24 protein-coding genes are annotated in these 24727 nt (G+C 43.9%); 17 read left to right on the top strand and 7 right to left on the bottom strand.

The features are described from left to right. Positions 1 to 34: 34 nt before the first annotated feature. Positions 35 to 1651, top strand: a complete 1617-nt coding sequence (gene pckA, locus A4G13_RS08445; RefSeq protein WP_090655817.1) for a phosphoenolpyruvate carboxykinase (ATP) — start codon at positions 35 to 37, stop codon at positions 1649 to 1651. A gap of 277 nt (positions 1652 to 1928) precedes the next feature. Here the strand turns inward: pckA and A4G13_RS08440 are convergent, their stop codons facing one another. Continuing rightward, positions 1929 to 2981 (bottom strand): ABC transporter substrate-binding protein, encoded by a 1053-nt coding sequence (locus A4G13_RS08440; protein ID WP_041640100.1) that lies wholly within the window; start codon positions 2979 to 2981, stop codon positions 1929 to 1931. Between the two features lie 329 nt (positions 2982 to 3310). On the opposite strand from A4G13_RS08440, the gene A4G13_RS08435 reads away from it, so the two are divergent. After that, the gene (locus A4G13_RS08435) at positions 3311 to 4606 is read left to right on the top strand and encodes an NAD(P)/FAD-dependent oxidoreductase (RefSeq protein ID WP_090655814.1); all 1296 of its coding nucleotides are present in this window, start codon (positions 3311 to 3313) and stop codon (positions 4604 to 4606) included. 100 nt (positions 4607 to 4706) lie between these two features. On the opposite strand, the gene A4G13_RS08430 is transcribed toward A4G13_RS08435, so the two are convergent. The 6 genes from A4G13_RS08430 to uhpT form a co-directional block, all read right to left on the bottom strand. Next, positions 4707 to 5237, bottom strand: coding sequence for a GNAT family N-acetyltransferase (locus tag A4G13_RS08430; protein ID WP_011201438.1), 531 nt, complete (start codon positions 5235 to 5237; stop codon positions 4707 to 4709). Positions 5238 to 5245: 8 nt separating this feature from the next. Next, positions 5246 to 6973, bottom strand: a complete 1728-nt coding sequence (gene narQ / locus A4G13_RS08425; RefSeq protein ID WP_090655836.1) for a nitrate/nitrite two-component system sensor histidine kinase NarQ — start codon at positions 6971 to 6973, stop codon at positions 5246 to 5248. Positions 6974 to 7002: 29 nt separating this feature from the next. Beyond that, positions 7003 to 8277: an MFS transporter gene (gene uhpC / locus A4G13_RS08420; RefSeq protein WP_011201436.1), complete on the bottom strand. Its 1275-nt coding sequence runs from the start codon at positions 8275 to 8277 to the stop codon at positions 7003 to 7005. Positions 8278 to 8279: 2 nt separating this feature from the next. Continuing rightward, positions 8280 to 9791: a signal transduction histidine-protein kinase/phosphatase UhpB gene (gene uhpB / locus A4G13_RS08415; RefSeq protein ID WP_011201435.1), complete on the bottom strand. Its 1512-nt coding sequence runs from the start codon at positions 9789 to 9791 to the stop codon at positions 8280 to 8282. Between the two features lie 10 nt (positions 9792 to 9801). Continuing rightward, the gene (locus A4G13_RS08410; RefSeq protein WP_041640099.1) at positions 9802 to 10404 is read right to left on the bottom strand and encodes a response regulator; all 603 of its coding nucleotides are present in this window, start codon (positions 10402 to 10404) and stop codon (positions 9802 to 9804) included. 104 nt (positions 10405 to 10508) lie between these two features. Continuing rightward, the gene (gene uhpT / locus A4G13_RS08405) at positions 10509 to 11888 is read right to left on the bottom strand and encodes a hexose-6-phosphate:phosphate antiporter (protein WP_090655811.1); all 1380 of its coding nucleotides are present in this window, start codon (positions 11886 to 11888) and stop codon (positions 10509 to 10511) included. 401 nt (positions 11889 to 12289) lie between these two features. On the opposite strand from uhpT, the gene napF reads away from it, so the two are divergent. From napF to nlpD, 15 genes are all read left to right on the top strand, one after another. Further along, positions 12290 to 12820: a ferredoxin-type protein NapF gene (napF, locus tag A4G13_RS08400; protein WP_090655808.1), complete on the top strand. Its 531-nt coding sequence runs from the start codon at positions 12290 to 12292 to the stop codon at positions 12818 to 12820. Positions 12821 to 12872: 52 nt separating this feature from the next. Then, positions 12873 to 13136 carry a chaperone NapD gene (locus tag A4G13_RS08395; RefSeq protein ID WP_090655803.1) on the top strand — a complete coding sequence of 88 codons (264 nt, stop codon included), beginning with the start codon at positions 12873 to 12875 and terminating at the stop codon, positions 13134 to 13136. A gap of 69 nt (positions 13137 to 13205) precedes the next feature. Then, complete coding sequence (napA, locus tag A4G13_RS08390; RefSeq protein ID WP_041640098.1) at positions 13206 to 15698, top strand: nitrate reductase catalytic subunit NapA; 2493 nt, start codon at positions 13206 to 13208, stop codon at positions 15696 to 15698. A 152-nt stretch (positions 15699 to 15850) separates the two neighbouring features. Beyond that, positions 15851 to 16756 (top strand): ferredoxin-type protein NapG, encoded by a 906-nt coding sequence (gene napG / locus A4G13_RS08385; RefSeq protein WP_090655798.1) that lies wholly within the window; start codon positions 15851 to 15853, stop codon positions 16754 to 16756. Further along, positions 16756 to 17649: a quinol dehydrogenase ferredoxin subunit NapH gene (gene napH / locus A4G13_RS08380; protein ID WP_011201428.1), complete on the top strand. Its 894-nt coding sequence runs from the start codon at positions 16756 to 16758 to the stop codon at positions 17647 to 17649. Before napG ends, napH begins: the two co-directional genes overlap by 1 nt. A 63-nt stretch (positions 17650 to 17712) precedes the next feature. Beyond that, positions 17713 to 18141 carry a nitrate reductase cytochrome c-type subunit gene (locus tag A4G13_RS08375; RefSeq protein WP_090655794.1) on the top strand — a complete coding sequence of 143 codons (429 nt, stop codon included), beginning with the start codon at positions 17713 to 17715 and terminating at the stop codon, positions 18139 to 18141. Between the two features lie 11 nt (positions 18142 to 18152). Beyond that, positions 18153 to 18764: a cytochrome c3 family protein gene (locus A4G13_RS08370; RefSeq protein WP_090655790.1), complete on the top strand. Its 612-nt coding sequence runs from the start codon at positions 18153 to 18155 to the stop codon at positions 18762 to 18764. A gap of 116 nt (positions 18765 to 18880) precedes the next feature. Continuing rightward, positions 18881 to 19168, top strand: a complete 288-nt coding sequence (gene ftsB / locus A4G13_RS08365) for a cell division protein FtsB (RefSeq protein WP_011201425.1) — start codon at positions 18881 to 18883, stop codon at positions 19166 to 19168. After that, on the top strand, positions 19168 to 19854 hold the full coding sequence (ispD, locus tag A4G13_RS08360) for a 2-C-methyl-D-erythritol 4-phosphate cytidylyltransferase (RefSeq protein ID WP_090655787.1): 687 nt from the start codon (positions 19168 to 19170) through the stop codon (positions 19852 to 19854). Before ftsB ends, ispD begins: the two co-directional genes overlap by 1 nt. A 56-nt stretch (positions 19855 to 19910) precedes the next feature. Further along, positions 19911 to 20390: a 2-C-methyl-D-erythritol 2,4-cyclodiphosphate synthase gene (gene ispF, locus A4G13_RS08355; RefSeq protein ID WP_090655784.1), complete on the top strand. Its 480-nt coding sequence runs from the start codon at positions 19911 to 19913 to the stop codon at positions 20388 to 20390. Beyond that, positions 20384 to 21397 (top strand): tRNA pseudouridine(13) synthase TruD, encoded by a 1014-nt coding sequence (gene truD / locus A4G13_RS08350; RefSeq protein ID WP_090655781.1) that lies wholly within the window; start codon positions 20384 to 20386, stop codon positions 21395 to 21397. Before ispF ends, truD begins: the two co-directional genes overlap by 7 nt. 119 nt (positions 21398 to 21516) lie before the next feature. After that, on the top strand, positions 21517 to 22257 hold the full coding sequence (surE, locus tag A4G13_RS08345) for a 5'/3'-nucleotidase SurE (RefSeq protein WP_090655778.1): 741 nt from the start codon (positions 21517 to 21519) through the stop codon (positions 22255 to 22257). A gap of 39 nt (positions 22258 to 22296) precedes the next feature. Continuing rightward, the gene (locus A4G13_RS08340) at positions 22297 to 22872 is read left to right on the top strand and encodes a YqaA family protein (RefSeq protein WP_090655775.1); all 576 of its coding nucleotides are present in this window, start codon (positions 22297 to 22299) and stop codon (positions 22870 to 22872) included. Between the two features lie 9 nt (positions 22873 to 22881). After that, positions 22882 to 23076, top strand: a complete 195-nt coding sequence (locus tag A4G13_RS08335; RefSeq protein ID WP_011201419.1) for a putative periplasmic lipoprotein — start codon at positions 22882 to 22884, stop codon at positions 23074 to 23076. 19 nt (positions 23077 to 23095) lie between these two features. After that, positions 23096 to 24391, top strand: coding sequence for a murein hydrolase activator NlpD (nlpD, locus tag A4G13_RS08330; protein WP_041640096.1), 1296 nt, complete (start codon positions 23096 to 23098; stop codon positions 24389 to 24391). Positions 24392 to 24727: the final 336 nt, after the last annotated feature.

The raw sequence follows: 24727 nt of genomic DNA, 5'->3' as shown, positions 1-24727 counted from the left end.
TTTATTATTTTTAATTTATTTTATGAGGTGATGTATGACAGATCTTAATCAATTAACTCAAGAACTTGGTGCTTTAGGTATTCATGATGTACAAGAAGTTGTGTATAACCCGAGTTATGAACTTCTTTTTGCGGAAGAAACCAAACCAGGTTTAGAAGGTTATGAAAAAGGTACTGTGACTAATCAAGGAGCGGTTGCTGTAAATACCGGTATTTTCACCGGTCGTTCTCCGAAAGATAAATATATCGTTTTAGACGACAAAACTAAAGATACCGTATGGTGGACCAGCGAAAAAGTTAAAAACGATAACAAACCAATGAGCCAAGATACCTGGAACAGTTTGAAAGGTTTGGTTGCCGATCAACTTTCCGGTAAACGTTTATTTGTTGTTGACGCATTCTGCGGCGCGAATAAAGATACGCGTTTAGCTGTTCGTGTGGTTACTGAAGTTGCATGGCAGGCGCATTTTGTAACAAATATGTTTATCCGTCCTTCAGCGGAAGAATTAAAAGGTTTCAAACCTGATTTCGTGGTAATGAACGGTGCAAAATGTACAAATCCTAACTGGAAAGAACAAGGGTTAAATTCCGAAAACTTCGTTGCGTTCAACATTACAGAAGGCGTTCAATTAATCGGCGGTACTTGGTACGGCGGTGAAATGAAAAAAGGTATGTTCTCAATGATGAACTACTTCTTACCGCTTCGTGGTATTGCATCAATGCACTGTTCCGCAAACGTTGGTAAAGACGGCGATACCGCAATTTTCTTCGGTTTGTCAGGCACAGGTAAAACGACATTATCAACAGATCCTAAACGTCAACTAATCGGTGATGACGAACACGGTTGGGACGATGAAGGCGTATTTAACTTCGAAGGTGGTTGCTACGCGAAAACCATTAACTTATCCGCTGAAAACGAGCCGGATATCTATGGCGCTATCAAACGTGACGCATTATTGGAAAACGTGGTTGTTTTAGATAACGGTGACGTTGACTATGCAGACGGTTCCAAAACAGAAAATACACGTGTTTCTTATCCGATTTATCACATTCAAAATATCGTTAAACCTGTTTCTAAAGCTGGTCCGGCAACTAAAGTTATCTTCTTGTCTGCCGATGCATTCGGTGTATTACCGCCGGTGTCTAAATTAACTCCGGAACAAACCAAATACTATTTCTTATCCGGTTTCACTGCGAAATTAGCGGGTACGGAACGCGGTATTACAGAGCCTACACCAACATTCTCTGCATGTTTTGGTGCGGCTTTCTTAAGCTTGCATCCGACACAATATGCCGAAGTGTTAGTAAAACGTATGCAAGAATCAGGTGCGGAAGCGTATCTTGTTAATACAGGTTGGAACGGCACCGGCAAACGTGTTTCAATTAAAGATACGCGTGGTATTATTGATGCAATTTTAGACGGCTCAATTGATAAAGCGGAAATGGGTTCATTACCAATCTTCGATTTCTCAATTCCTAAAGCATTACCTGGTGTTAACCCTGCAATCTTAGACCCGCGCGATACTTATGCGGATAAAGCGCAATGGGAAGAAAAAGCTCAAGATCTTGCAGGTCGCTTTGTGAAAAACTTTGAAAAATATACCGGTACGGCGGAAGGTCAGGCATTAGTTGCTGCCGGTCCTAAAGCATAATCGGTTAATTTGATTCAATCCTAAGCCCTCTTTTCAGAGGGCTTATTTTTATGTCGGAAATAATAGCCGAAAAGACCGTGGGAAAATCGGCAAAAATTATTTAATCTGTATAACAAATTGTTTTCTACTTTAGGACGGTTGACTTCACCTTTTACTTATACGGATTTAAATAAAAAACTTGTTGTTTTTCACCGCTCTTTTTAAAGTAAAAGTGCGGTAAAAAAATAGTTATTTTTGAAGGTTGGTGAAGTTATCAGGCTTTAAAGTGAGTAAGCGTTTAGTTGGTTTTCAGTTTATTCCAATATTTTTCATAAATGTCGGTTGCATCGCCTACGTCTGCCTGAAATACGCCTTTTTTCACTTCATCTTCCGGCGGGAACAGTAATGGGTTTACGCGGTCTTCAGGTTTTAGCAATACTTTCACACCTTCATTAGGCATGGAAAATCCCATGCGTTCGATAATGATTTTGGCGTGTTCCGGACGAAGCATAAAGTCGATAAATTTATGGGCTCCCTCTATGTTGCGGGCATTTTTAGGAATCGCATAATTATCCATCCAGAAAATGGCGCCTTCTTTCGGATAAATAAATTTAATAGCCGGATTTTCTTTTTCCGCCATATAAGCCGAACCGTTCCAAATCATACCGAGTTCTACTTCGCCCTGAATGTATGGTAGTTCCGGTGTATCGGAGTTAAATGCCGCTACATTTGGCAGTATTTTTGTTAAACGTTGGTAGGCGTTACGGATTTCTTCTTCATTTTGAGTGTTTGGTGATTTTCCGTCTAATAATAGTGCAATATGGAATACTTCCCGGGAATCGGCGGTTAATAACACTTTGCCTTTGAATTTTTCTTTCCATAAATCGCCCCAACCGGTGACTTCGTCAGGATTTACGAAAGAGGTATTAATGCCAATTCCTGTTAAACCGTAAACATAAGGCAAAGAAAATTTATTTGCCGGGTCAAAATCTTTATTCAATAAATTAGACGGGATTTGTTTTAAATTCGTCAATTTACTGTGATTGATGGGGGTTAGCATATTTTCTTTCACCATCTTGCTGATGTAATAACTCGACGGAAAAACAAGGTCATAGCCCGGTTTATTAATGGTTAATTTCAATTTGGAAAACATTTCTTCATTGCTTTCGAAGGTGGAATAATTCACCTTAATGCCGGTTTCTCTAGTAAATTTAGAAATTAAATCCGAAGGAATGTAATCGGTCCAGTTGTAGATATACAACTGTTTGGGCGCTGCAAATGAAGCGGTTGAGAAGAATGCGGTTGCCGTTACAAGCAATGTTTGGATGGAGCGGGTGAAATGTTTTTTCATTTAAATACCTCAAAAGTGCGGTTACAAAAGTGCTACTTTTTGAATGTTGGCGTTTTCCAACAACCCGAAAGGGAGAACAATCTTTTTAGGGATTGAGCATAATAAAATCGAAAATTTCTCCTACTCTCTGTTCTCTAAAACATGGATGTATCGGATTTTTACCGACCCAGAGTAAAACCTCTTTAAACTATATCACATTTTAACCGGTTATGTTCCGTTTTCCGCTTATCCGTTGACATCTTAGTACGGCGGAGTAAGATTTCCTTCAATTAAATTTCGTTGCCGTTGTTGATGAAAATAAACGGCGGCTGTTATTAAAAGAACCGGTTATGCTGAAATTTTCTTATCAAGAACATATCAAAACTTATTATTACGACACTCGAAACCAGGATTTTACCCAACCGACGCTAACGGGCAGCCAATCCGCCGATGTATGTGTGGTGGGAGCCGGATTCGGCGGTCTTTCCGCAGCGCTTGAACTGGCTGAACGGGGAAAAAGCGTGATTGTACTGGAAGGAGCGCGAATTGGGTTTGGTGCCTCGGGGCGTAACGGCGGGCAGGCAATTAACGGTTTCGAAGACGGTATGGACGCATACATTGATGATATGGGGTTGGAAAAGGCGCGTAAATTATGGGAAATGTCCCTGGAAGCCATTGATATCATTGAGCAGCGTATAGCCAAATACAATATTCAGTGCGATTGGCGAAAAGGTTACGCTACCCTTGCGTTGAATCATCGTCGCATGGATGATCTCGTCACAATTGAACAAACAAGTCGCGAGATTTTTGCTTACGACTATATGCAATTATGGAATAAAGCGGAACTCAAACAATATCTAGGTAGTGATATTTATGTAGGCGGTTTATATGACGGTAATTCCGGCCATCTTCACCCGTTAAACTATTGTTTAGGTTTGGCAAAAGCCTGTCTGGACTTAGGCGTACGGATTTTTGAACAATCACCGGTAATAGATTTAGATGTAGGAAAAAGCAAAGTTATAGCGGAAACCGCCGAAGGTTCGGTGACTGCAGAAAATGTGGTATTAGCCACCAATGCTTATGTGACGAGTCTGCCTAAACGTATTCAGCGCGGCACGGCGCGTAAAATTTTGCCGATAGACAGCTTTATTATCGTCACGGAACCCTTGGATCAGGAAACGGCAAATGCGGTGATTAACAATGGAATGTCCGTTTGCGACAACAATTTATTATTGGATTATTATCGTTTAAGTGCGGATAACCGCCTGTTATTCGGTAGCGATTCGAGTTCCAATAAAGATATGGTGCAGGTAATGCGTAACAATATGCTGCATGTTTTTCCTCAATTGGAGAATGTGAAAATTGATTATGGCTGGGCGGGGCCTATCGACATGACCATTAATGCGAAGCCTTGTTTAGGGCGTATTGCCTCCAATGTTTTTTATGCCCACGGTTATTCGGGGCATGGAGTGGCGTTAACCGGTTTGGCGGGTCGCTTGATTGCGGAAGTCATTGAAGGCGATGACGAACGATTCGCCATTTTCGAGAGTCTCAAAAGCCCGTCGGTTTATGGCGGTCGAATTGTGAAAAATCTCGCCACCAAAATCGGCGTAAAATATTACAAATGGCTGGATAAATACCGTTAATTATCCTTAAAATTTAAGCCCTTTACTTTGGGGGTATCGGGCTTAAAAGTGTGGTCAAAATTTGGAAAATTTTTCCGAATACGGGTTAAACATAAAAAAGTTATGAATTTTTAATTCCGCTTTGGTAACCATACATCAAAAAGGTTTGATAACAATCGCCCATGTTGGCAATATTAGGATAACGCCCCCAAAGTTTAAACCCTTGTTTTTCAAAAGCTTTTCTGCTTATATTGTTTTCTTCGATCACATAAGCCATTAAAGTATTGATGTCACGGCACATCATTTGCTCTTTCATGAATTGTAGAATTTTGGAGCCGTATCCGTTTCCTTTCGCTTTATTATCTAAATAGATACTGATTTCTACCGTGTTATCGAACGCCGCACGGGGATAAAATGGCGAAAACGTGCACCAGCCTAAAATTTGCTTTTCTTCCTGATTATTTTTAATAATGCTGTTTTCCAGTACCCAAATCGGGTGCCGTTCGCTATGCAGATGAAATTCAAACCAGTCTTTGCGGCTTTCCATTGTTACCGGCTCTAAATCCGCCGTAATTCTGCGACTCGGGATGGCTTGGTTATAAATATCAATGATTTGCGGATAATCCTGTTTTTTTGCTATTCTGATAATCATGTTATTCGTTAGGCTAAAGTATTTGGTAGTGTAATTTTGACTTCAGTACCACCGGTCGCCCGGTTACTAATGGTTAATTTGGCATTTAATTGCTGGCTGCGTTCTTGCATGATATTCAAACCGTAATGGCCGTCCGGTTCGTTCAGACTGGCGATACCCACGCCGTTATCACGCACTATTAATTCCTGCTCCCCTTCTTCATTTGTATGGGCGATCACTTCAATCAAATCGGCTTTTGAGTGTTTAATTGCATTGAGGGTTGATTCGCGAACAATTTGCAATGCATGAATGAGTTGCTGAGGATTAAAGGTCTGCGACGGTAATGAACAATCGACGGTCATTTGAATATCGGTTTGATTACGTAAAGAGTCAACAACTTGCTCAAGAGCTAATTTTAAATTAGCTTCTTGTACCGTCAAGCGAAAAGTGGCTAATAATTCGCGTAACTGAATGTAACCGTCGCTTAACGCCTGTTCGAAGTCTTTAATAATCAGTAAGCTTTGCCGTTTTGCTTTATCGTCGTCTTTATTTAAGTTGTGTTTTAACAGGGTCAGCTGAATTTGTAAAAAAGCCAATACTTGCGCCAGCGAATCATGCAGTTCCCGGGCAATAATGGAACGTTCTTCCATCAGTAATAATTGTTGTTGCTGGCGTTGTGTTTGGTTGAAATAAAGGGTTCTGCCTAAAAGTTGTGCGATGTTTTCCATGGTTCTCGTATCCGGACAAGGCAAGCCTGCCTGCCAACGAAGACTGCCTAGCTTGTTATCTTCCGAACCAATGGTTTGTTCCTGCCAACTTAGCGCCGCTGAAGGTTCGCCTAAAGTAATATTCCATTGGCGCAATTCAATCAGATCCAACTCAAAAGCGCGCAAATGTTCCGTCGCCATTACGTGTTTTAAAACATGCAGCAGTTTGTTACGGTTAAGGTCGCTGGCACTTAATTCCTGCGAACAATAATAAAGCATGGCTAGCGATCGATTGACCTGATTGATTTTTTGCGTTTTTTCCGTAACCTTTTCTTCTAAGTTGGCATAGAGTTTATGTAACTCGTTAGACATGTGGGTAAAGGATTTCGCCAGACGTCCTAGCTCGTCGTCACGCTTGGTATCTAAAAGAATATGCTGAAACTGGCGCATTTCAATCTGTGTGCTGGCACGCATAAGTTGATTCAGCGGTTTGACAATTTCCTGATGGGTATGCCAGATTAAATAAGAAGCGATCCCCACAATCAGCAGCATAGAAAGAATAATTACCAACACGGCAATAATCACTTTCTTTTCGGCAAAACGCTGCAGGCTGTAAACGAATTGATCCAGCTGATTCACATAACTGGTAATTTGATTACGATATTGTTCCTGTTGGTTAGTACGGGCAAGATTTTCCATTTCCTGCCAACGGCGCACTAAATCCGAATAACTCTGTTTTACATCGCCGGGAGTTAAAAGATGATGGTGAATGGTCACGAGTGGATTGGAATGCAAACTTATTCGATATTGGCGAAGACCGATATCCACTTTTTCCGGCTCATATTCCATCGTATAGATTAAACGGTAACTTTGCATACGCAAGGAGCCGGCAACATTAATTAGCTCCGCATCAGATTTGTTGCTTCCCATAATAGCGAAAGAAAAGGTCGTAATAATGCCCGCTAAGATAATGATCAACGAGAGATAATGGGCGATAAATGTGGTTACCGAATGTTTTGTCAGTCGTTTAAAACTCAGTAAACTTTTCATGAGTAAACCTTTCTTGCTTGAGCTTTTCATTAGTTTTGCGCCTTTAAAAACGGAAGCAGCAACAGAGCAATACCGGAAGCCGAACAGGCAATGAAGACAAAAAAGCCCGTCCAGTGGAAATGCTGCATAATAAGCGCCAGCGGATAGCCTGCAATGGCAGCGCCTAAATAGGCGAACAGACCAACAAAGCCGGTTGCTGAACCCGGTGTTTTTTTATGGGAACATTCTGCCGCCGCCATACCTATTAACATTTGCGGACCGAATACGAAAAAACCGACTACGAAAAAAAGTGCGGTCTGCAAAATGTAATTTTCTGTCGGTAACAGCCAAAGAGCGGTAATTGAAAAGAAAATCCCAATAGCGAAAATTAGCGCCATCGGCCCGCGATTGCTGGAGAAAAGACGATCGGAGCCCCAACCCGCAACCAGAGAGCCAAAGAAACCGCCGATTTCAAAAACCGCTAAAGCACTGTTGGCGGACACCAAATCATAATGATATTTTTCGGTGAGATAAATATTACCCCAGTCATTAATGGCGGTACGTACAATATAAACCAAGGTATAGCTTAATGCGAGTAACCAGATATATTTATTTAAGAATACATAACGGTTTAAGGTTTCACGCCAGCTTAAATTTGGTGCTTCCGCCTCTTGAGCAAGCTCTAATTCGTCATTTCGCCAATGCCCGATGCTGGGTAAACCGAGGGATTCGGGCGTATTACGCAATCGCCAGAATAAAAACAAACCGATAGAAATGGCCACAATGCCGGCAATAGCAAAGCCGTAACGCCAGCTGTAATGAATAGTTACATAACCTATAAGCAGCGGAATCAGCGCCCCGCCCGCATTATGGGCGGTGTTCCAAATAGACCACCAACGTCCGCGCTCGTTACGGGAATACCAGGTGGTTAATAATTTTGAACAAGCGGGCCAGCCCCAACCTTGGAACCAGGCATTGATAATCCACACGGCGGTAAATATCAATACGGAGCTGGATAAACCGAAGAAAATATTCGCCACCCCGGTCATAATCAGCCCGACAGCCATAAAATGGCGCGGATTGGATTTGTCGGAAAAAATTCCCGAAAAGAATTTTGACACTCCATAGGTGATATAAAACAGCGTCGCCATCATACCGATGTCATTTTTATCAATGCCGAGATTATTGATCATTTCCGGCACGGCAAAGTTAAAGCTTTTACGGGTTAAGTAAAAACCGGCATAGCCGATATACATAGCGATCATCAGGTGAATACGCCAATAGCGATAAGTGCGGTTAATTTCGGGCGAAAATGTTGTATTCATAATTATAATCTAGGTAAAGTGATTTTGATGGTTGTGCCGTGTTGTTGCGGCGAAACCGACCGCTCTTTGGAAATCAGTTGAAATTTACCGCACAGAATATCGACGCGTTCTTTCATTCCCTGCAAGCCAAATCCGCTTTTCACCGTTTCCGGATTAAATCCGTCACCGTTGTCCTGAATAATAAGCTCAATGTCTTTACGAATTAAAACGGAAATAATCACTTGGCTTGCATGAGAGTATTTGACAATATTGTTTAATCCTTCCTGACATAGACGATAAAGGGTGATTTCCTGAATATGATCCAGGGGCTCGTTTTGTTTGTTTTCCCAAAAAAGTGCGGTGGAAATTCCGTGATTTTCTAAATCCAGTTCAAGAAACAGATTCTGTAATGCCTGCTGAAGCTCTAAATCATCCAGCATTTTAGGGCGGATCCGGTTTAGCAGCCCTTTGGTGGTATCGTAAATATTTAACGACAATTGCTCAATCATACTGCCGACTTTCTCGATCTTAGGCGAAGTTTCCAACCTTTTCATTATTGAAGCCTGAGTACGGATTGCGGTAATGTTTTGCCCGATTTCGTCATGCAATTCACGGGAAATTTCTTTACGGATCGATTCCTCCGTATTAATTAATTGTCGGGTTAGCGTGCGGTTGCGGTTTAATTCCACCATTAAACTGTTGTTTAAATCCCGTTGCCGCTGAATGGCAAGCCCTAGGAAAATTCCGGTGACTGTTTGGGCGGAAATAGAAAGAAACAGGTCGGTTAATTCGCCCCGTGAGAAACTGCCGGTAGAAGCGATTAAGGCGATACTGTTTAGTAAAGTGCCCAATAAAGCCCCTTGCCAGCCGTAATGGTAAGCGAGCAGAATGATGGGAATTGCTAAAAAGAATAAGGCAAAGCGGTGGAATTCCTCGGGAATATCAACTTGAATAAAAATATTCAATAAAAACAATAGGATATAAATTAAAATGTGTTTTGCCCGCAACGAAATGGGTTTGTGTACCAAACTTGCGGTAAGGGGAATCCATTTACGTTTGAAAAGATAATCGTAGCCCAAAAAACAGGCAGGCATAATAAGCAACATACCCGTTAAGCTGGTTAAAAACGTATAAAAAAACGAAATGGATAAGCTAAAACTGACAATGCCGTTAAGCAGACTGACAAAAACGGCGATAACACCTTGAACGGCAAGCTTTCTCGCTTCATTGCCCTGATAATATTTTTGCCCGATAAAGGTAACGGGAAGGCTTGCGATACTCAAAATAATCGCCGGCAAATAATATTCGTTGGGCGAGGCGTACATTAGCAAACTTAGAATGCAGAATTCCGCGCAATAACTCACCAGCCAAAAAATCTTCGGCGTATGAAGGTTAATGCCTAACCTTAGGGCAAAAGGGAGAAATAGCAAAGCGAGTAAGGAATTACCGAGCAGATAATCGGAAATCGCCCATACGGAAAAATATGCGCAAAGCATGATAAACCAGCTATAAATTAACGTGATTATCGCATTCATAAGGATTAATTTAGCTGTATTGATGGAATAAATTGGCTAATTCTACGTTATTTTTGACGTCTAATTTACTCATAGCATTCGCGCGGTGGGCATGAACGGTTTTGAAACTCAAGCCAAGCTGTTCGCCGATTTCTTTCGCCCCCAAACCCCGGATTAGCAATTCACAGATTTCCAGCTCCCGTTTAGTTAATTGTTGAATCGGATTGTTGTTTTTGTTGGTTACCAGTTTTACGGTTAATTCCGGCATTAAATAGACGCCGCCTGTATAGACGGTTCGCACCGCCTGAACCAGTTCTTCCGGGCTGCAACGTTTGCTTAAATAGCCTTTTGCACCAAGTTCCAGCGCTTTTTTTACAATCATTTCGCTGTCATTTACGCTTAGCATAATGCAATGAATGCCGGAAGGAATGCTTTTCAGCAAATCCAGACCGCTTTCGTCAGGCATGGAAATGTCGATAATACATACATCCGCTTTTATGCGAGGCAGGTTTTGACGGGTTTCTTTTGCGGAACCGAATTCCCCCACCACTTCAATGTCTTCTTCTAATGAGAGTAATTGTGCGAATCCCGAACGTACAATTACATGATCGTCAATAAGAGCAACTTTTATCATTGTTATTTCTCCCGGATATGCTTTTGAACGACGAATTGTAGCATTTTGAAAAAAAGCGCGGTAAAACTTTCGCAATTTCTACCGCACTTTTAAATTTTAAATTATTAAGCTTCCGCTTTTTTTAAGCGACGGATTTTTTTCTCTTCGGCAATCGCAACAAAAGCAAGTAATCCCATGCAGATTAAGGCGGATGAGTTTAAGGCCGCGAAGGTGCCGTCCCAACCTGTCAAACCGAAAATCGGCGTACCGTCAGCAATCATACCTAAACCGAGTTTAGCAAAGCTGTCACCGATTAAGTAAGCGAAGGTGCCTTTCACACCGTCCGCTACGGCGATGGCTTTTTTTGGCACGAAACCTACTGCCGCCACACCAATCAATAATTGCGGACCGAACACTAAGAAACCTAAAGCGAATAACGCCACTAAATACATGGTTTCGTTGTTGGCAAATTGATAAAACTCAAGAGTGAAGACGATTAATACTAATGCCACACAAGCTAATAAACCGCGGCGGCCGTTTGCCAGATCGGATAAATAACCCCACAGGAAAGTTCCCACTAAGGCGCCCACTTCAAATAAGGCAAAGCCCGATATTGCCGCATCTTTAGAGAAGCCTAATTCTTGGTAGGCATAAACCGGCGACCATTGGTCGATACCGATACGCACAATGTAAAGGAAGATGTTGGCAAAACATAACAACCAGATTACTTTGTTTTTCAAAACATATTGCACAAAAATTTGTTTTTTCGTTAATTGATTTTGTTCGGCGTCTTTGTCCTCTTCCGAAATTTCTTCACCGAATAATTCTTCCGCTTTGCCTAAACCGTAAGCTTCGGGCGAATCGCTGCCGTAACGCAAACCGATAAAGCCGATAATCAAGGCAATAATAGAAGGGAAAATAAACATACCGATAACATGACCGTTAAAGAATACGTGCGCACCGAATAGCGCTACACCGGCTGCCGCCGCTCCGCCTACATTATGAGACAGATTCCAGAAACCGAGGAAAGTACCGCGTTTTTTACGCGGCGTCCATTTGGTAATGGTGGAATAACTTGAAGAACCACCGGTACTTTGGAAGAAACCGCTCAAGGCATAGAACGCCACCATTAAGAACAAGGCAATGCTACTGCCACCCATGCTTGCGCTAAAACCAAGCATACAAAGTGCGGAAAGAATCAGCATAAACGGCACGAATTGTTTGGTGTTTTTGCCGTCGGCATAGTAAGAAACGATAGTTTTACCCAAGCCGTAGGTGATGGAAAATCCAAGACCGATCATCCCAAGTTGGGTTTTGGTCAAACCGTAGGTTTCAATCATATCGTTTTGCGCGATATTGAAATTTTTACGCACTAAATACATCGCCATATAACCGAAAAACACAACCAAATAAGATTGCATAAAGGGTTTAAACCACATTTTACGACGTTCTTCCACCGGCAAATCAAGTGTCGGTTTTCTCACTTCATTTAAAAAACTAAGCATAGTTTATTTCGCTCCAATTAGATTATTAATTTTACGCCGGGAATATTAGAACAAAACAAACTAAATCCCTTGCGAATCCGGCGGGAAAGCTATAGGAATATTTCTTATTCTGTTTGAATTAGAATAAAAATGTGAGCCTGATCACAAAAAATAATAAAAAGTGCGGTTGTTTTTTTGCGAATTTTATTTGCGGGGAAAGTACTGATATATCACAAAATGTGATTTGGCTCACATTAATTGTTAACAGATTGTAAGCAAAGGGAAATATTGAAATTGATTTAGGTCAAATATTCTACTTTATTTGCTGAAATACCCCTTTCGGGTTGTTCTTAATTGACAAGCAAGAGCCGATAATTCCAAACTGTAAAAGTAGTGTTGCAAGTTTAATAGGATAATATGCAATGATGGATCGGGAATTGCCGCGGCGCCAATTTTTGCGCGGAGGATTTTTAAAGTCATTACAGTCCGAAACGGTAAAGCAGCAGGGGTTTCTTGGCGTGAGACCGCCTTGGACGGTAGCAGAAGCCCAATTCGTGGCGGATTGTACCAGATGCGGCGATTGCATCGCTGTCTGTGAAACGCAGATTCTGGTAAAAGGCGTCGGTGATTTTCCCGAAGTACGGTTCAGTCGCGGTGAATGCACCTTCTGTATGAAATGTGTTGAGGTTTGCCGGCAACCCGTTTTCAGGCCGACGGAAGAAGCTGCCTGGCAGCATAAGGTTGAGATTCAAACCGGTTGTCTGGCGAATAATCAGGTGGAATGCCGTAGTTGTGAGGATAATTGCGAGCGTCGCGCCATTCGGTTCAAACGGGAAATCGGCTCGGTCGCCAAACCGCAAATTGATTTAGAGCTTTGTAACGGCTGCGGCGCTTGTTTAAGTGTTTGTCCGGTACTGGCAATCAAGGTTTTGATGACGTCAGCCGGCGAATAGGTTGAGATAAAACAAAAGAACGGGCGTATCAACCCCTTATTTAAAGAAGTTTATGAGTAATTTTAATTTAAACGAAAACTGGTATGTGTGTAGTCTTGTAGTTCAAGCCAGACCGGAAAAACTTTCACAGGTGAAAGCGGATATTTTAGCTATTCCGACCGCTGAAATTCACGGTGAAAAGCCGGAAGAAGGTAAACTTGTGGTTACCTTGGAAAGTAGCAGACAGCTTGCCTTAGCTGATTTAATCGATGAAGTTAAAGATATAAGCGGAGTGATCGTGGTGTCTTTAATTTCAAATTATCTTGATGAAAAATAGTGCGTTTTACCTCTTATCCGAGAGGGGGGAACAATAGGTTTTATTTTTAATTCAAACGTGGGAAACATTATGGAACTCAATCGTAGAGATTTTATGAAAGCTAACGCTGCGGTTGCAGCAGCCGCGGCGGCAGGAATCACGATTCCTGTAAAAAACGTTCATGCTGCAGATGATGACATGGGTATCAGATGGGATAAAGCGCCTTGTCGTTACTGCGGTACGGGTTGTAGTGTTCTGGTCGGTACAAAAGACGGCCGTGTGGTGGCAACCCAAGGCGACCCGGATGCGGAAGTAAACCGCGGCTTGAATTGTATCAAAGGTTATTTCCTGTCAAAAATTATGTACGGCGCCGACCGTGTACAAACTCCGTTATTGCGTATGAAGGACGGTAAATTCCATAAAGAAGGGGATTTCACGCCGGTTTCCTGGGATCAGGCTTTCACTGTGATGGCGGATAAAATCAAAGCCATTTTAAAAGAGAAAAAAGATCCGAATGCAATCGGGATGTTCTCTTCCGGTCAAACGACGATTTTCGAAGGTTATGCAAAAGTAAAACTTTGGAAAGCCGGTCTTCGTTCCAATACCATCGACCCGAATGCCCGCCACTGTATGGCGTCCGCTGCCGTTGCGTTTTTACGTACCTTCGGTATGGACGAACCTATGGGCTGCTATAACGATATTGAGAAAACCGACGCATTCGTGCTTTGGGGCTCAAATATGGCGGAAATGCATCCGATTTTATGGAGCCGTATTTCAGATCGGCGTCTTTCAAGCGATAAAGTAAAAGTAGTGGTAATGTCGACATTTGAACACCGTTCCTTTGAGCTTGCCGATACGCCGATTATTTTTAAACCGCATTCCGATTTGGCTATTTTAAACTATATCGCTAACTACATTATCCAAAACGATAAAGTCAACTGGGATTTTGTTAATAAACACACTAAATTTAAACGTGGTGAAACGGATATCGGTTACGGTTTACGTCCGGAGCATCCGCTGGAAGTGGCGGCGAAAAACCGTAAAACAGCTGGCAAAATGTATGATTCCGATTTTGAGGAATTTAAGAAAATCGTTGCGCCCTACACATTGGAAGAAGCGCATCGCATTTCCGGCGTACCGAAAGATCAGTTGGAAACGCTGGCAAAAATGTATGCGGATCCACAACAAAATCTTGTGTCTTTCTGGACTATGGGCTTTAACCAGCATACCCGCGGCGTGTGGGTAAACCACATGGTTTATAACGTGCATTTATTAACGGGTAAAATTTCTAAACCGGGTTGCGGGCCGTTCTCCTTAACCGGTCAGCCTTCGGCTTGCGGTACGGCGCGTGAAGTAGGTACTTTCGTCCACCGTTTACCGGCGGATATGGTGGTGACTAATCCGAAACACGTTGAAATCGCGGAAAACATCTGGAAATTGCCAAAAGGCACTATTTCTAATAAACCGGGATTCCCTGCGGTTCAGCAAAGCCGTGCCTTGAAAGACGGTAAGCTTAATTTCTTATGGCAACTATGTACCAATAATATGCAAGGCGGTCCGAATATTAATGAAGAAATTTTCCCGGGCTGGCGTAATCCGGACAACTTAATCGTTGTTTCCGATCCGTATCCTTCGGCTTCTGCGGTTGCCGCGGACTTAATTTTACCGACTTGTATGTGGGTGGAAAAAGAAGGCGCTTACGGTAATGCGGAACGTCGCACTCAATTCTGGCGCCAACAGGTGAAAGGCCCGGGTCAGTCCCGTTCCGACTTATGGCAGATTGTCGAGTTCTCTAAATATTTCAAAACGGAAGAAGTCTGGAGTGAGGAATTATTGGCTCAAATGCCGGAATACCGCGGTAAAACCCTATATGAAGTGCTTTATCTGAACGGCGAAGTAAATAAATTCCAAACTCCGACTAACGTACCTGGCTACATCAATGATGAAGCGGAAGATTTCGGTTTCTATTTACAAAAAGGTTTATTTGAAGAATATGCGAGTTTTGGTCGCGGCCATGGTCATGACTTAGCGGATTTCGATACTTATCATCAGGTTCGCGGTTTACGCTGGCCGGTGGTTGACGGCAAAGAAACCCTGTGGCGTTATCGCGAAGGTTACGACCCGTATGTAAAAGCCGGCGAAGAAGTGTCTTTCTACGGTTATCCGGATAAAAAAGCGATTATCTTGGGTGTACCTTATGAGGCGCCGGCGGAAAGTCCGGACGAAGAATACGATTTATGGTTATGTACCGGTCGTGTACTTGAACACTGGCATACGGGTACCATGACGCGTCGCGTTCCCGAGTTACACAAAGCGTTTCCGAACAACCTTTGCTGGATGCATCCGACCGATGCGAAAAAACGCGGCTTACGTCACGGTGACAAAGTGAAATTAATTACCCGCCGCGGAGAAATGATTTCTCACTTAGATACCCGTGGTCGAAACAAATGTCCGGAAGGTTTGATTTATACAACCTTCTTTGATGCCGGTCAGTTAGCCAATAAATTAACTTTAGACGCGACAGACCCGATTTCAGGCGAAACCGATTACAAAAAATGTGCGGTTAAAGTGGTTAAGGCATAATTTAACCCTTCCCTCCCACCGCTTGCGGGGGAGGTGTCGAAGGTGGAGGGGGCAAGCGGTCGAATTTTTCCCCAAATTTGTAAATTTATCCCCCTCAGCCCTACGGACAATTCCCTCACAAGTGGAGGGAACGAAGGATAGAGGAAAATAACATGAAATTGGATCCGAATCGTCGTCAATTTTTAAAGAACGCCACAAGAACTGCGGCGGGTGTTTGCGGTATTGGTGTGATTCTGGGATTACAGCAACATCAGGCTAACGCTAAAGAAGGTGTGGCTTTGCGTCCGCCCGGCGCTCTAGCTGAGAAGGATTTTCTTGCCGCTTGTACCCGTTGCGGTCAGTGCGTGCAGGCTTGTCCTTACGATATGCTGCATTTGGCTTCGCTATTATCGCCGATGGAAGCTGGTACGCCTTATTTTGTCGCGCGTGACAAACCTTGTGAAATGTGTCCCGATATTCCTTGTATGAATGCCTGCCCGAGTGGCGCATTAAGTGAGGAATTAACGGATATTAATGACGCAAGAATGGGACTGGCGGTTTTATTAGATCACGAAACCTGTCTGAACTGGCAAGGTTTGCGTTGCGATGTGTGTTATCGGGTATGCCCTTTAATTGATAAAGCCATTACCTTGGACCGCATTCATAACGACCGGACCGGCATTCACGCAAAACTTATTCCAACCGTACATTCGGATGCTTGTACCGGGTGCGGTAAATGCGAACAGGCCTGCGTATTGGAGGAGGCGGCGATTAAAGTGCTGCCGATGGATTTGGCAAAAGGCTTGTTGGGACGTCATTATCGTTTAGGCTGGCAGGAAAAACAAAATGCCGGTAAAGCCTTACTTGAGGAACAACATCCGGACGGATTACGTCCTGCCTTTGACGCGCGTATGCCGGAAGGTCAGGTGGAACCGGTTTATCAGCATATGAAGGTTCAACCGGATGTGAAAGTGGCGACCCCGAACCGCGCAACTTATGATTATGTGCCGAATCCGACTACGGTGGACGCGCCCGAACATTATCCTAATTTGGATTTAAATATTAAAGGGGTGAAATAATGGCAACAGTAAAAACAACCCCAAATAAACCAAAAGATGCGGGTTTGGAAGCCCGTCAAAAACTCGGTTGGTGGCATGCCTATCGTTTTTTGATTTTACGTCGGTTAAGCCAGTTAAGCATTATTCTGATGTTTCTGAGCGGCCCGCTTTGGAACGTCTGGATTTTAAAAGGCAATTACAGTTCCAGTATGTTGTTTGACGTTGTGCCGTTGACGGATCCGCTGATTACCGCAGAAAGTTTAGCAACAGGTTATTTGCCGGAATGGACGACGATTGTCGGCGCATTAATTATTGTTGCTTTTTATGCGGTTTTTGCAAGCAAAGCTTTTTGTAGCTGGGTTTGCCCGATGAATATCGTCACCGATGCGGCGGCCTGGTTGCGGCGTAAATTAGGTATCCGTCAAAGTGCGAAATTACCGCGTAATCTGCGCTATGTGATTTTAGTGATGATTCTGTTGGGAAGCGCGGTTTCCGGTACCTTATTATGGGAATGGATTAACCCCGTTGCCGCATTAGGCAGAGTTTTTGTATTCGGATTAGGCGCAACGCTTTGGTTAGTCGCCGTAGTGTTCTTGTTTGATTTATTGGTGGTAGAACACGGCTGGTGCGGACATCTCTGTCCGATCGGTGCGGCTTACGGGTTAATCGGTGCAAAAAGTTTAATCAAAATCAATGTTGTAGATAGAGAACGTTGCGACCGTTGTATGGACTGTTACAATGTGTGCCCGGAACCTCAGGTATTGCGTTTACCGCTGCACGGCTCGGAATCCGACAGCCCGATTGTGCTTGATAAAGATTGTATAACTTGCGGTCGTTGTATTGACGTTTGCCCTGAAAATGTTTTTGCCTTTGGTTCTCGTTTTGAGAAACAGGTGCAAGTTAAAAATATTTAAAAATCCTTTGCTTCTTTGAAGAACGGGAAATAAAAAATTCTAAATTTAATGGAGTGACTTAAGATGAGAAAATATCTCACCCTGATTTTAGCCGCCTTTGCAGGATTTGCGGTTGCCGAAGCGCCGTCTTCATCCTTAACGATGGAGCAAATTCCTGAAAACATTGCGCCGGCTTATACAAATCCGCAAAAGGATGCGGGCAATATTCCGACTACCTTTCCGTTCCAACCGCCATTGGTGCCGCATAGCGTGCGCGGATTACAGGTAACAAAAAATGCTAACCAGTGTTTAAGCTGCCATTCGCCGGAAGTGTCGCCGACTACGGGGGCGCCTCGTGTGCCGGAAAGCCATTTCTTAGATCGTGACGGAAAACCGACGGAAGGCACGTCGCCGCGTCGTTATTTCTGTCTGCAATGTCATGTTCAGCAAACCGACGTAAATCCGATTATTCAAAATAAATTTGAATCCATTCGTGCAAGACAAGGTAAATAAGGAGCAAGGCAATGATTAAGAAATTCTGGAACTGGTTCCGTAGCCCGAGTAAAATTGCGATTGGCGCCGTAGTGCTTTTGTCGGCTCTGGGCGGGATTTTGGCATGGGGCGGATTTAACGCCGGATTGGAATATACTAATACGGAAGAGTTCTGTTCGAGCTGTCACATGAATGACGTGGTGCCCGAATACCGTCAAACCATTCACTATTCAAACCGTAGCGGGGTGAAAGCCATTTGTGCGGACTGTCACTTACCTCATGAATTTATTCCGAAATGGACCCGTAAAATTCAGGCAAGTCGCGAAGTGTTCGCCCATTTTACCGGTAAAGTGGATACCAAAGAAAAATTCGAAGCGCATCGCCTGGAAATGGCGGAACGCGAATGGGCGCGTATGAAAGCCAATAATTCACAGGAATGCCGTAACTGCCATAATTTTGAAGATATGGACTTTACCCAACAGAAAACGGTAGCGCAGGAAATGCACGCCGCCGCAGAACAACAGGGTAAAACCTGTATCGACTGTCACAAAGGTATCGCGCATAATCTGCCGCATATGGAAAAAGTACAAAAAACCTTTATTCCCGAAGATATGATTAAACCGCAAGAACCAGCTGCCCAATAAGGGTAAAATGGAAAAATATGAAAAAACCGACCGCACTTTTTTAAGCGCGGTCTTTTTTTATCCTGCTTTTTCCCCTACACTATAGATTCTTTCTCAAATTTAACGAAAACAATGAAATGCGTTTATTTATTTTAATTCTCTCGGCAATTCTCTTACTGTTCCAATATGATTTATGGTTCGGTAAAAACGGTTATTTGGACTACAAAGAAACCGCCGAAGAAATTGCCATGCATAAAGCCGAAAATACAAAACTTTCGCAGCGTAATCAGGTGGTCGCCGCCGAAATCAGAGATTTAAAAGACGGGGTTGAAGCAATTCAGGAACGGGCTCGTTTACAATATGAATTGGTTAAGCCTAACGAAACCTTTTACCGCATTGCGAAAGAAAATAAAGATAACAGATAATGACTCGTCACTCTCGCCCAATCATTGCGGTCGTGCCGGCAGCCGGTGTCGGTAGCCGTATGCAAGCCGATAAACCGAAACAATATTTAACCTTGTTGGGTAAAACCTTATTGGAACATACCTTAGAGGTTTTATTGAGCTATACGCCTATTCAGCAGATTATTCTGGCGGTGGCGGAAAACGACCCTTATTTAGACCGACTGGATGTAATTCGCCAACCTAAAATCAAAATTGTTCAAGGGGGCAAGGACCGGGCAGGATCGGTGTTTAACGGGCTTAAGGCCATTACCCAGCCTCATGCCTGGGTAATGGTACACGATGCGGCGCGTCCTTGTCTGACCCATGAAGATTTGGATAAATTACTGCAAATTGAAGATGATAACGGCGGCATTTTAGCTATTCCGGCGGTAGATACCATAAAGCGCGCCTCGGCGGAAAAACAGATTATACAAACGGAAGATCGCAGCCAGTTATGGCAGGCGCAAACGCCGCAATTTTTCCGCGCGGATTTGTTATATCGCGCCTTACAGCAGGCGTTTGAACACGGCTTAGCTGTGACCGATGAAGCCTCCGCCATGGAATTTGCCGGATTTCGACCGCACTTGGTTGCCGGAAGAAGCGATAATCTGAAAGTCACCCGCCCGGAAGACTTAAAATTAGCCGAATTTTATTTGTCACGAAAGTAGGGTCGTTTATAAAAGATAAACAGACCCGAAGTCTTTTACATAAACAGGATAATAATATGATTCGTATTGGTCATGGTTTTGACGTGCATGCTTTTGGCGAAGCCCGCCCGCTGATTATCGGCGGGGTTGAAGTTCCTTATCATACGGGCTTTATCGCTCATTCGGACGGTGATGTGGCGCTCCATGCGTTAACAGATGCCTTATTAGGCGCCCTGGCGTTGGGCGATATCGGCAAGCTGTTCCCGGATACGGATATGCAATTTAAAAATATCGACAGCCGTATTCTGTTGCGCGAAGCTTTTCGCCGGGTGCAGGAAAAGGGTTATAAAATCGGTAATGTGGATGTCACCATTATCGCTCAGGCGCCCAAAATGCGCCCTCATATTGATGCCATGCGCGCAGTAATCGCGGAAGATCTGCAATGTTCTGTGGAACAGGTGAACGTGAAGGCCACCACCACGGAAAAACTCGGCTTTACCGGGCGAAGCGAAGGCATTGCCACGGAAGCGGTGGCTCTGTTGGTAAAATCATGTTAGAACTTGCTTACTTGCAAACGTTGCCTCAACAGCGCGCGCTGTTAAAAGCCGACTATGCCGATTTTATCGTGAAAGAAGATTTAGGTTATGCCATGACCGGCGAAGGGGAATTTGTTGCGCTATATGTGCGCAAAACCGATGCAAATACGTTGTTTGTCGGTGAACAGTTGGCGAAATTTGTCGGACTTTCCCCTCGCAATATGGGTTATGCCGGTCTGAAAGACCGTAAAGCCGTGACGGAACAATGGTTCTGCTTGCAAATGCCGGGCAAAGCGATGCCGGATTTCAGCCGCTTTAATATGGCGGGCGTAGAAATCTTACAAGTAACCCGCCACAGCAGAAAGATTCGCACGGGTAGTTTGAACGGTAATCATTTTGAAATTTTATTGCGTAATGCCGTCGAAACCGACGAGTTAAAAGTGCGGTTGGAAAATATCAAAAATTTTGGTTTTCCGAATTATTTTATGGAACAACGCTTCGGTAAAGACGTGCATAATCTTACGCAGGCAATGCGTTGGGCGAACGGCGAGATTAAGGTCAAAGACCGCAAAAAGCGCAGTTTTTATTTGTCTGCGGCGCGCAGTGAAGTGTTTAATCTGGTGGTTTCGGAGCGAATCCGTCAAGGCCTGGCAAATCAAGTATTAGCCCATGATATTCTTCAGTTAGCGGGCACACACAGTTGGTTTACGGCGGATGAAAAAGAGGATTTAGCTCTTTTGCAGACGCGTTTAGAGAATCATGATTTACAGCTTACCGCCCCTTTAATCGGCGAAACTCAGCAACTTGCCTGCGAGCTGGAAAATAAACTGGTTGAGCGGCATCAGTCGCTTATCAGCCTGATGAAACGGGAACGTATGAAGCCGGCGCGGCGTCCGTTGCTGATGCAGGCACGGGATTTTCACTGGGAATTTGTGGAAAACGGTTTAAAACTCAAGTTCTATTTACCCGCCGGCAGTTATGCTACCGCATTGGTGCGGGAATTAGTAAATATTGATGAAAATGAATAAATAATAACGAATCGCCCGATTGCTCAAAGTGCGGTCGATTTTATGCTGTTTTTTATGGGGTTTATGCAGAATATACCGCATAAAATACTAATAATTATAAAAGAAAAAACAGGAAAATAATGAACATTCTTCTTTCTAACGACGACGGTTATCATGCCGAAGGTATTCAAATTCTCGCCAGAGAGTTACGTAAATTCGCCGATGTGACCATTGTGGCGCCCGATCGTAACCGTAGCGCCGCCTCCGGCTCGTTAACTTTGGTTGAACCGTTGCGACCCCGCCACCTGGACGATGGCGATTATTGCGTAAACGGCACGCCGGCGGACTGTGTGCATTTGGCGTTAAACGGCTTTTTATCCGGGCGCATGGATCTTGTGGTTTCGGGCATTAATGCCGGTGTTAATTTAGGCGACGATGTTCTTTATTCCGGCACCGTTGCGGCGGCGCTGGAAGGGCGCCATTTAGGCCTGCCTTCAATTGCCGTCTCATTAGACGGGCGCCGATATTATGAAACTGCGGCACGGGTGGTTTGCGATTTAATTCCTAAATTGCACACCCGTTTATTGAATCCGCGGGAAATTATCAATATCAATGTGCCGGATATTCCTTATGATCAAATAAAAGGCATTAAGGTTTGCCGGCTGGGGCATCGAGCCGCTTCGGCGGAAGTGATAAAACAGCAAGACCCCCGGGGCGAAAGCATTTATTGGATTGGTCCTGCCGCGTTACCGGAAGATGATGAAGAGGGCACGGATTTTCACGCGGTGAATAACGGTTATGTGGCGATTACCCCGATTCAGGTGGATATGACCTCTTATAATTCAATGAGTGCTTTACAAGATTGGTTAGAAAGTGAATAATTACGCATTTCTGTTCGAATTTATTTAAGGACACGTATTTTGAAAATTTTCGGGGCAATGTATGACAAAACCATGCAGTGGTCAAAACACCGCTTTGCAGCGTTTTGGTTATGTTTAGTGAGCTTTATTGAGGCTATCTTCTTCCCAATCCCGCCGGATGTAATGTTGATTCCAATGTCAATGTCCAAACCGAAAAGTGCGGTTAGATTGGCGCTTTATACAGCGGTTTCATCGGTTGTCGGCGGCATGATTGGTTATGCCGTCGGGTATTATGCCTTTGATTTTGTACAGGGTTATATTACTCAATGGGGTTATCAGCAGCATTGGGATACGGCAATTTCCTGGTTTCAACAATGGGGAATTTTAGTGGTATTCGTTGCCGGTTTTTCTCCTATTCCTTATAAAGTATTCACTATTGCCGCAGGGGTGATGCAAATGGCGTTTATTCCGTTTGTCATCACCGCCTTTATTTCCCGTGCCGCACGTTTTCTGCTGGTAGCGAAATTGGCGGCCTGGGGCGGCGAAAAATTTGCTGCGAAATTGCGGAAATCTATTGAGGTTATCGGCTGGGCGGTAGTGGTTCTGGCGATAATTGCATATTTAATTTTAAAGTAGGATAAAGGCATGAAAAAAATTGTCTTATTATTAGCCGTCATAACGACCTTAACGGCTTGTTCATCGGCTGACACACCAACACCCCGTGATGAAAACCAATTAGCGGACGGTATTATGATTCCTGTGGAAGGTACCGGAGCGATTGCAGGCGGCAGTTTTATGCCTGAAATCGAACAACAAAGTATGCCGGATAGTATGAAATAATTTTTTAAGAGAATTCAGAATGAAAAAGTCATTTTTATTATTACCTATTGCCGTCGCCGTATTATCGGCTTGTAGTTCAAGCACTTCTCCCGCACCGGTAGAGAATGCGGACGGTACGTTAAGTCCGGGAATTATGCAACCTGTGGATAATACCGGCAGCAGCGGTTCATGGCAGCCTGAAATCCAGCAAAGTTCCATGCCTGCGGGGATGGATAATCCGGTAGCAAGCCAGCCTACTATGCCGGCGGCAACCGCACCGGCTACTGCAGTGGGAAATACGGCGACAACACCGGCGGTAAATACACAGCCTGCAGTCCAAACGCCGGCGGCTCCGCAAACTAAAACTGTTTGTAAAACGGTAACCAAACCGAAACCGACCGCGGCACAAGGCAGCCAGAATATCAATATTCCTCGCAATGCTACCACCAATGCGCCGGATTACAGCAAAATCGATAAAGGTTTCTACAAAGGAAGCACTTATACGGTAAATAAAGGCGATACTATGTTCCTGATTGCCTATATTTCCGGTATGGACGTAAAAGAATTGGCCGCATTAAACGGTATGACTTCCGAGCCTTATAATCTGAAAGTCGGACAAACCCTAAAAGTGGCTAACCGTGTAGGCGGCGGAGCGGAAACGGAAACTATCACCGAACAACAATGTACAGAAGTACCGGTAGAACAACCTGCCGTTACCTATACGGCCGGTGCTAACGGCACGCAATACGGCTCGGACGGCACAATTACCGGTCCGGTGAAAGCGGGAGCCGGCACAGCGGGGGCAGCCTCCGCAGTTGCGGGACCGGTGGTAGCGAGTGCGGCGACCAGTGCGCCAAGCCCGGCTTATAACAGCGGTGTAACGGCGGGCGTCGGTACGGTTGCACCGGCAACAACAGGCGTTGTAGCGGGTACGGCAAGTTCAGCCGTACAAACGCCGGCATCCAATATTTCTTGGAAATGGCCGACATCGGGCAGAGTCGTACAAGGCTTCTCTAACTCCGACGGCGGTAATAAAGGTATCGATATTAGCGGCTCCAAAGGGCAACCTGTTTATGCCGCGGCAGCCGGTCGGGTTGTGTATGCGGGTAACGCATTACGGGGTTACGGTAATTTAATCATTATTAAACATAATGACGACTTCCTAAGCGCCTATGCGCATAACGACAGTATTTCCGTTAATGATCAACAGGAAGTCAAAGCCGGTCAACAAATTGCCAAAATGGGTAGTTCGGGTACAAACAGTACTAAACTCCACTTTGAAATTCGTTACAAAGGTAAATCCGTCGATCCGACAAGCTATTTGCCTCGGCGTTAATTTAATTTGATAAAAAGCTGATCGACATGATCGGCTTTTTTTATCAATGCAATACTAATTAAATTTTCACTGCTTTATAAAAGTGCGGTCAAAAAAATACGATTTTTATAAACCGTTTTTTTTTTTATTCCTTTTAGCTGAAGCCGTTTTGCTGAAAATATTAGCCTGATACCGTATAAATTTTGCTAATTTAGCCCGCCAAGATCTAGCTTTATTCCTCATGCTTTATTATATTAGCGTACAAATGTAAACTAAAATAAAAATGAATAAAGGGATTGTATGAATCGGTCAGAATTAGACTTTCATTTTGTGAATCGAGTGCGTCAGCAGGCAAAA

This window comes from Basfia succiniciproducens, assembly GCF_011455875.1.
GTDB classification, from domain to species: domain Bacteria; phylum Pseudomonadota; class Gammaproteobacteria; order Enterobacterales; family Pasteurellaceae; genus Basfia; species Basfia succiniciproducens.
Note: the sequence above shows the minus strand (reverse complement) of the source record. Positions and strands in the feature narration are given on the sequence as shown.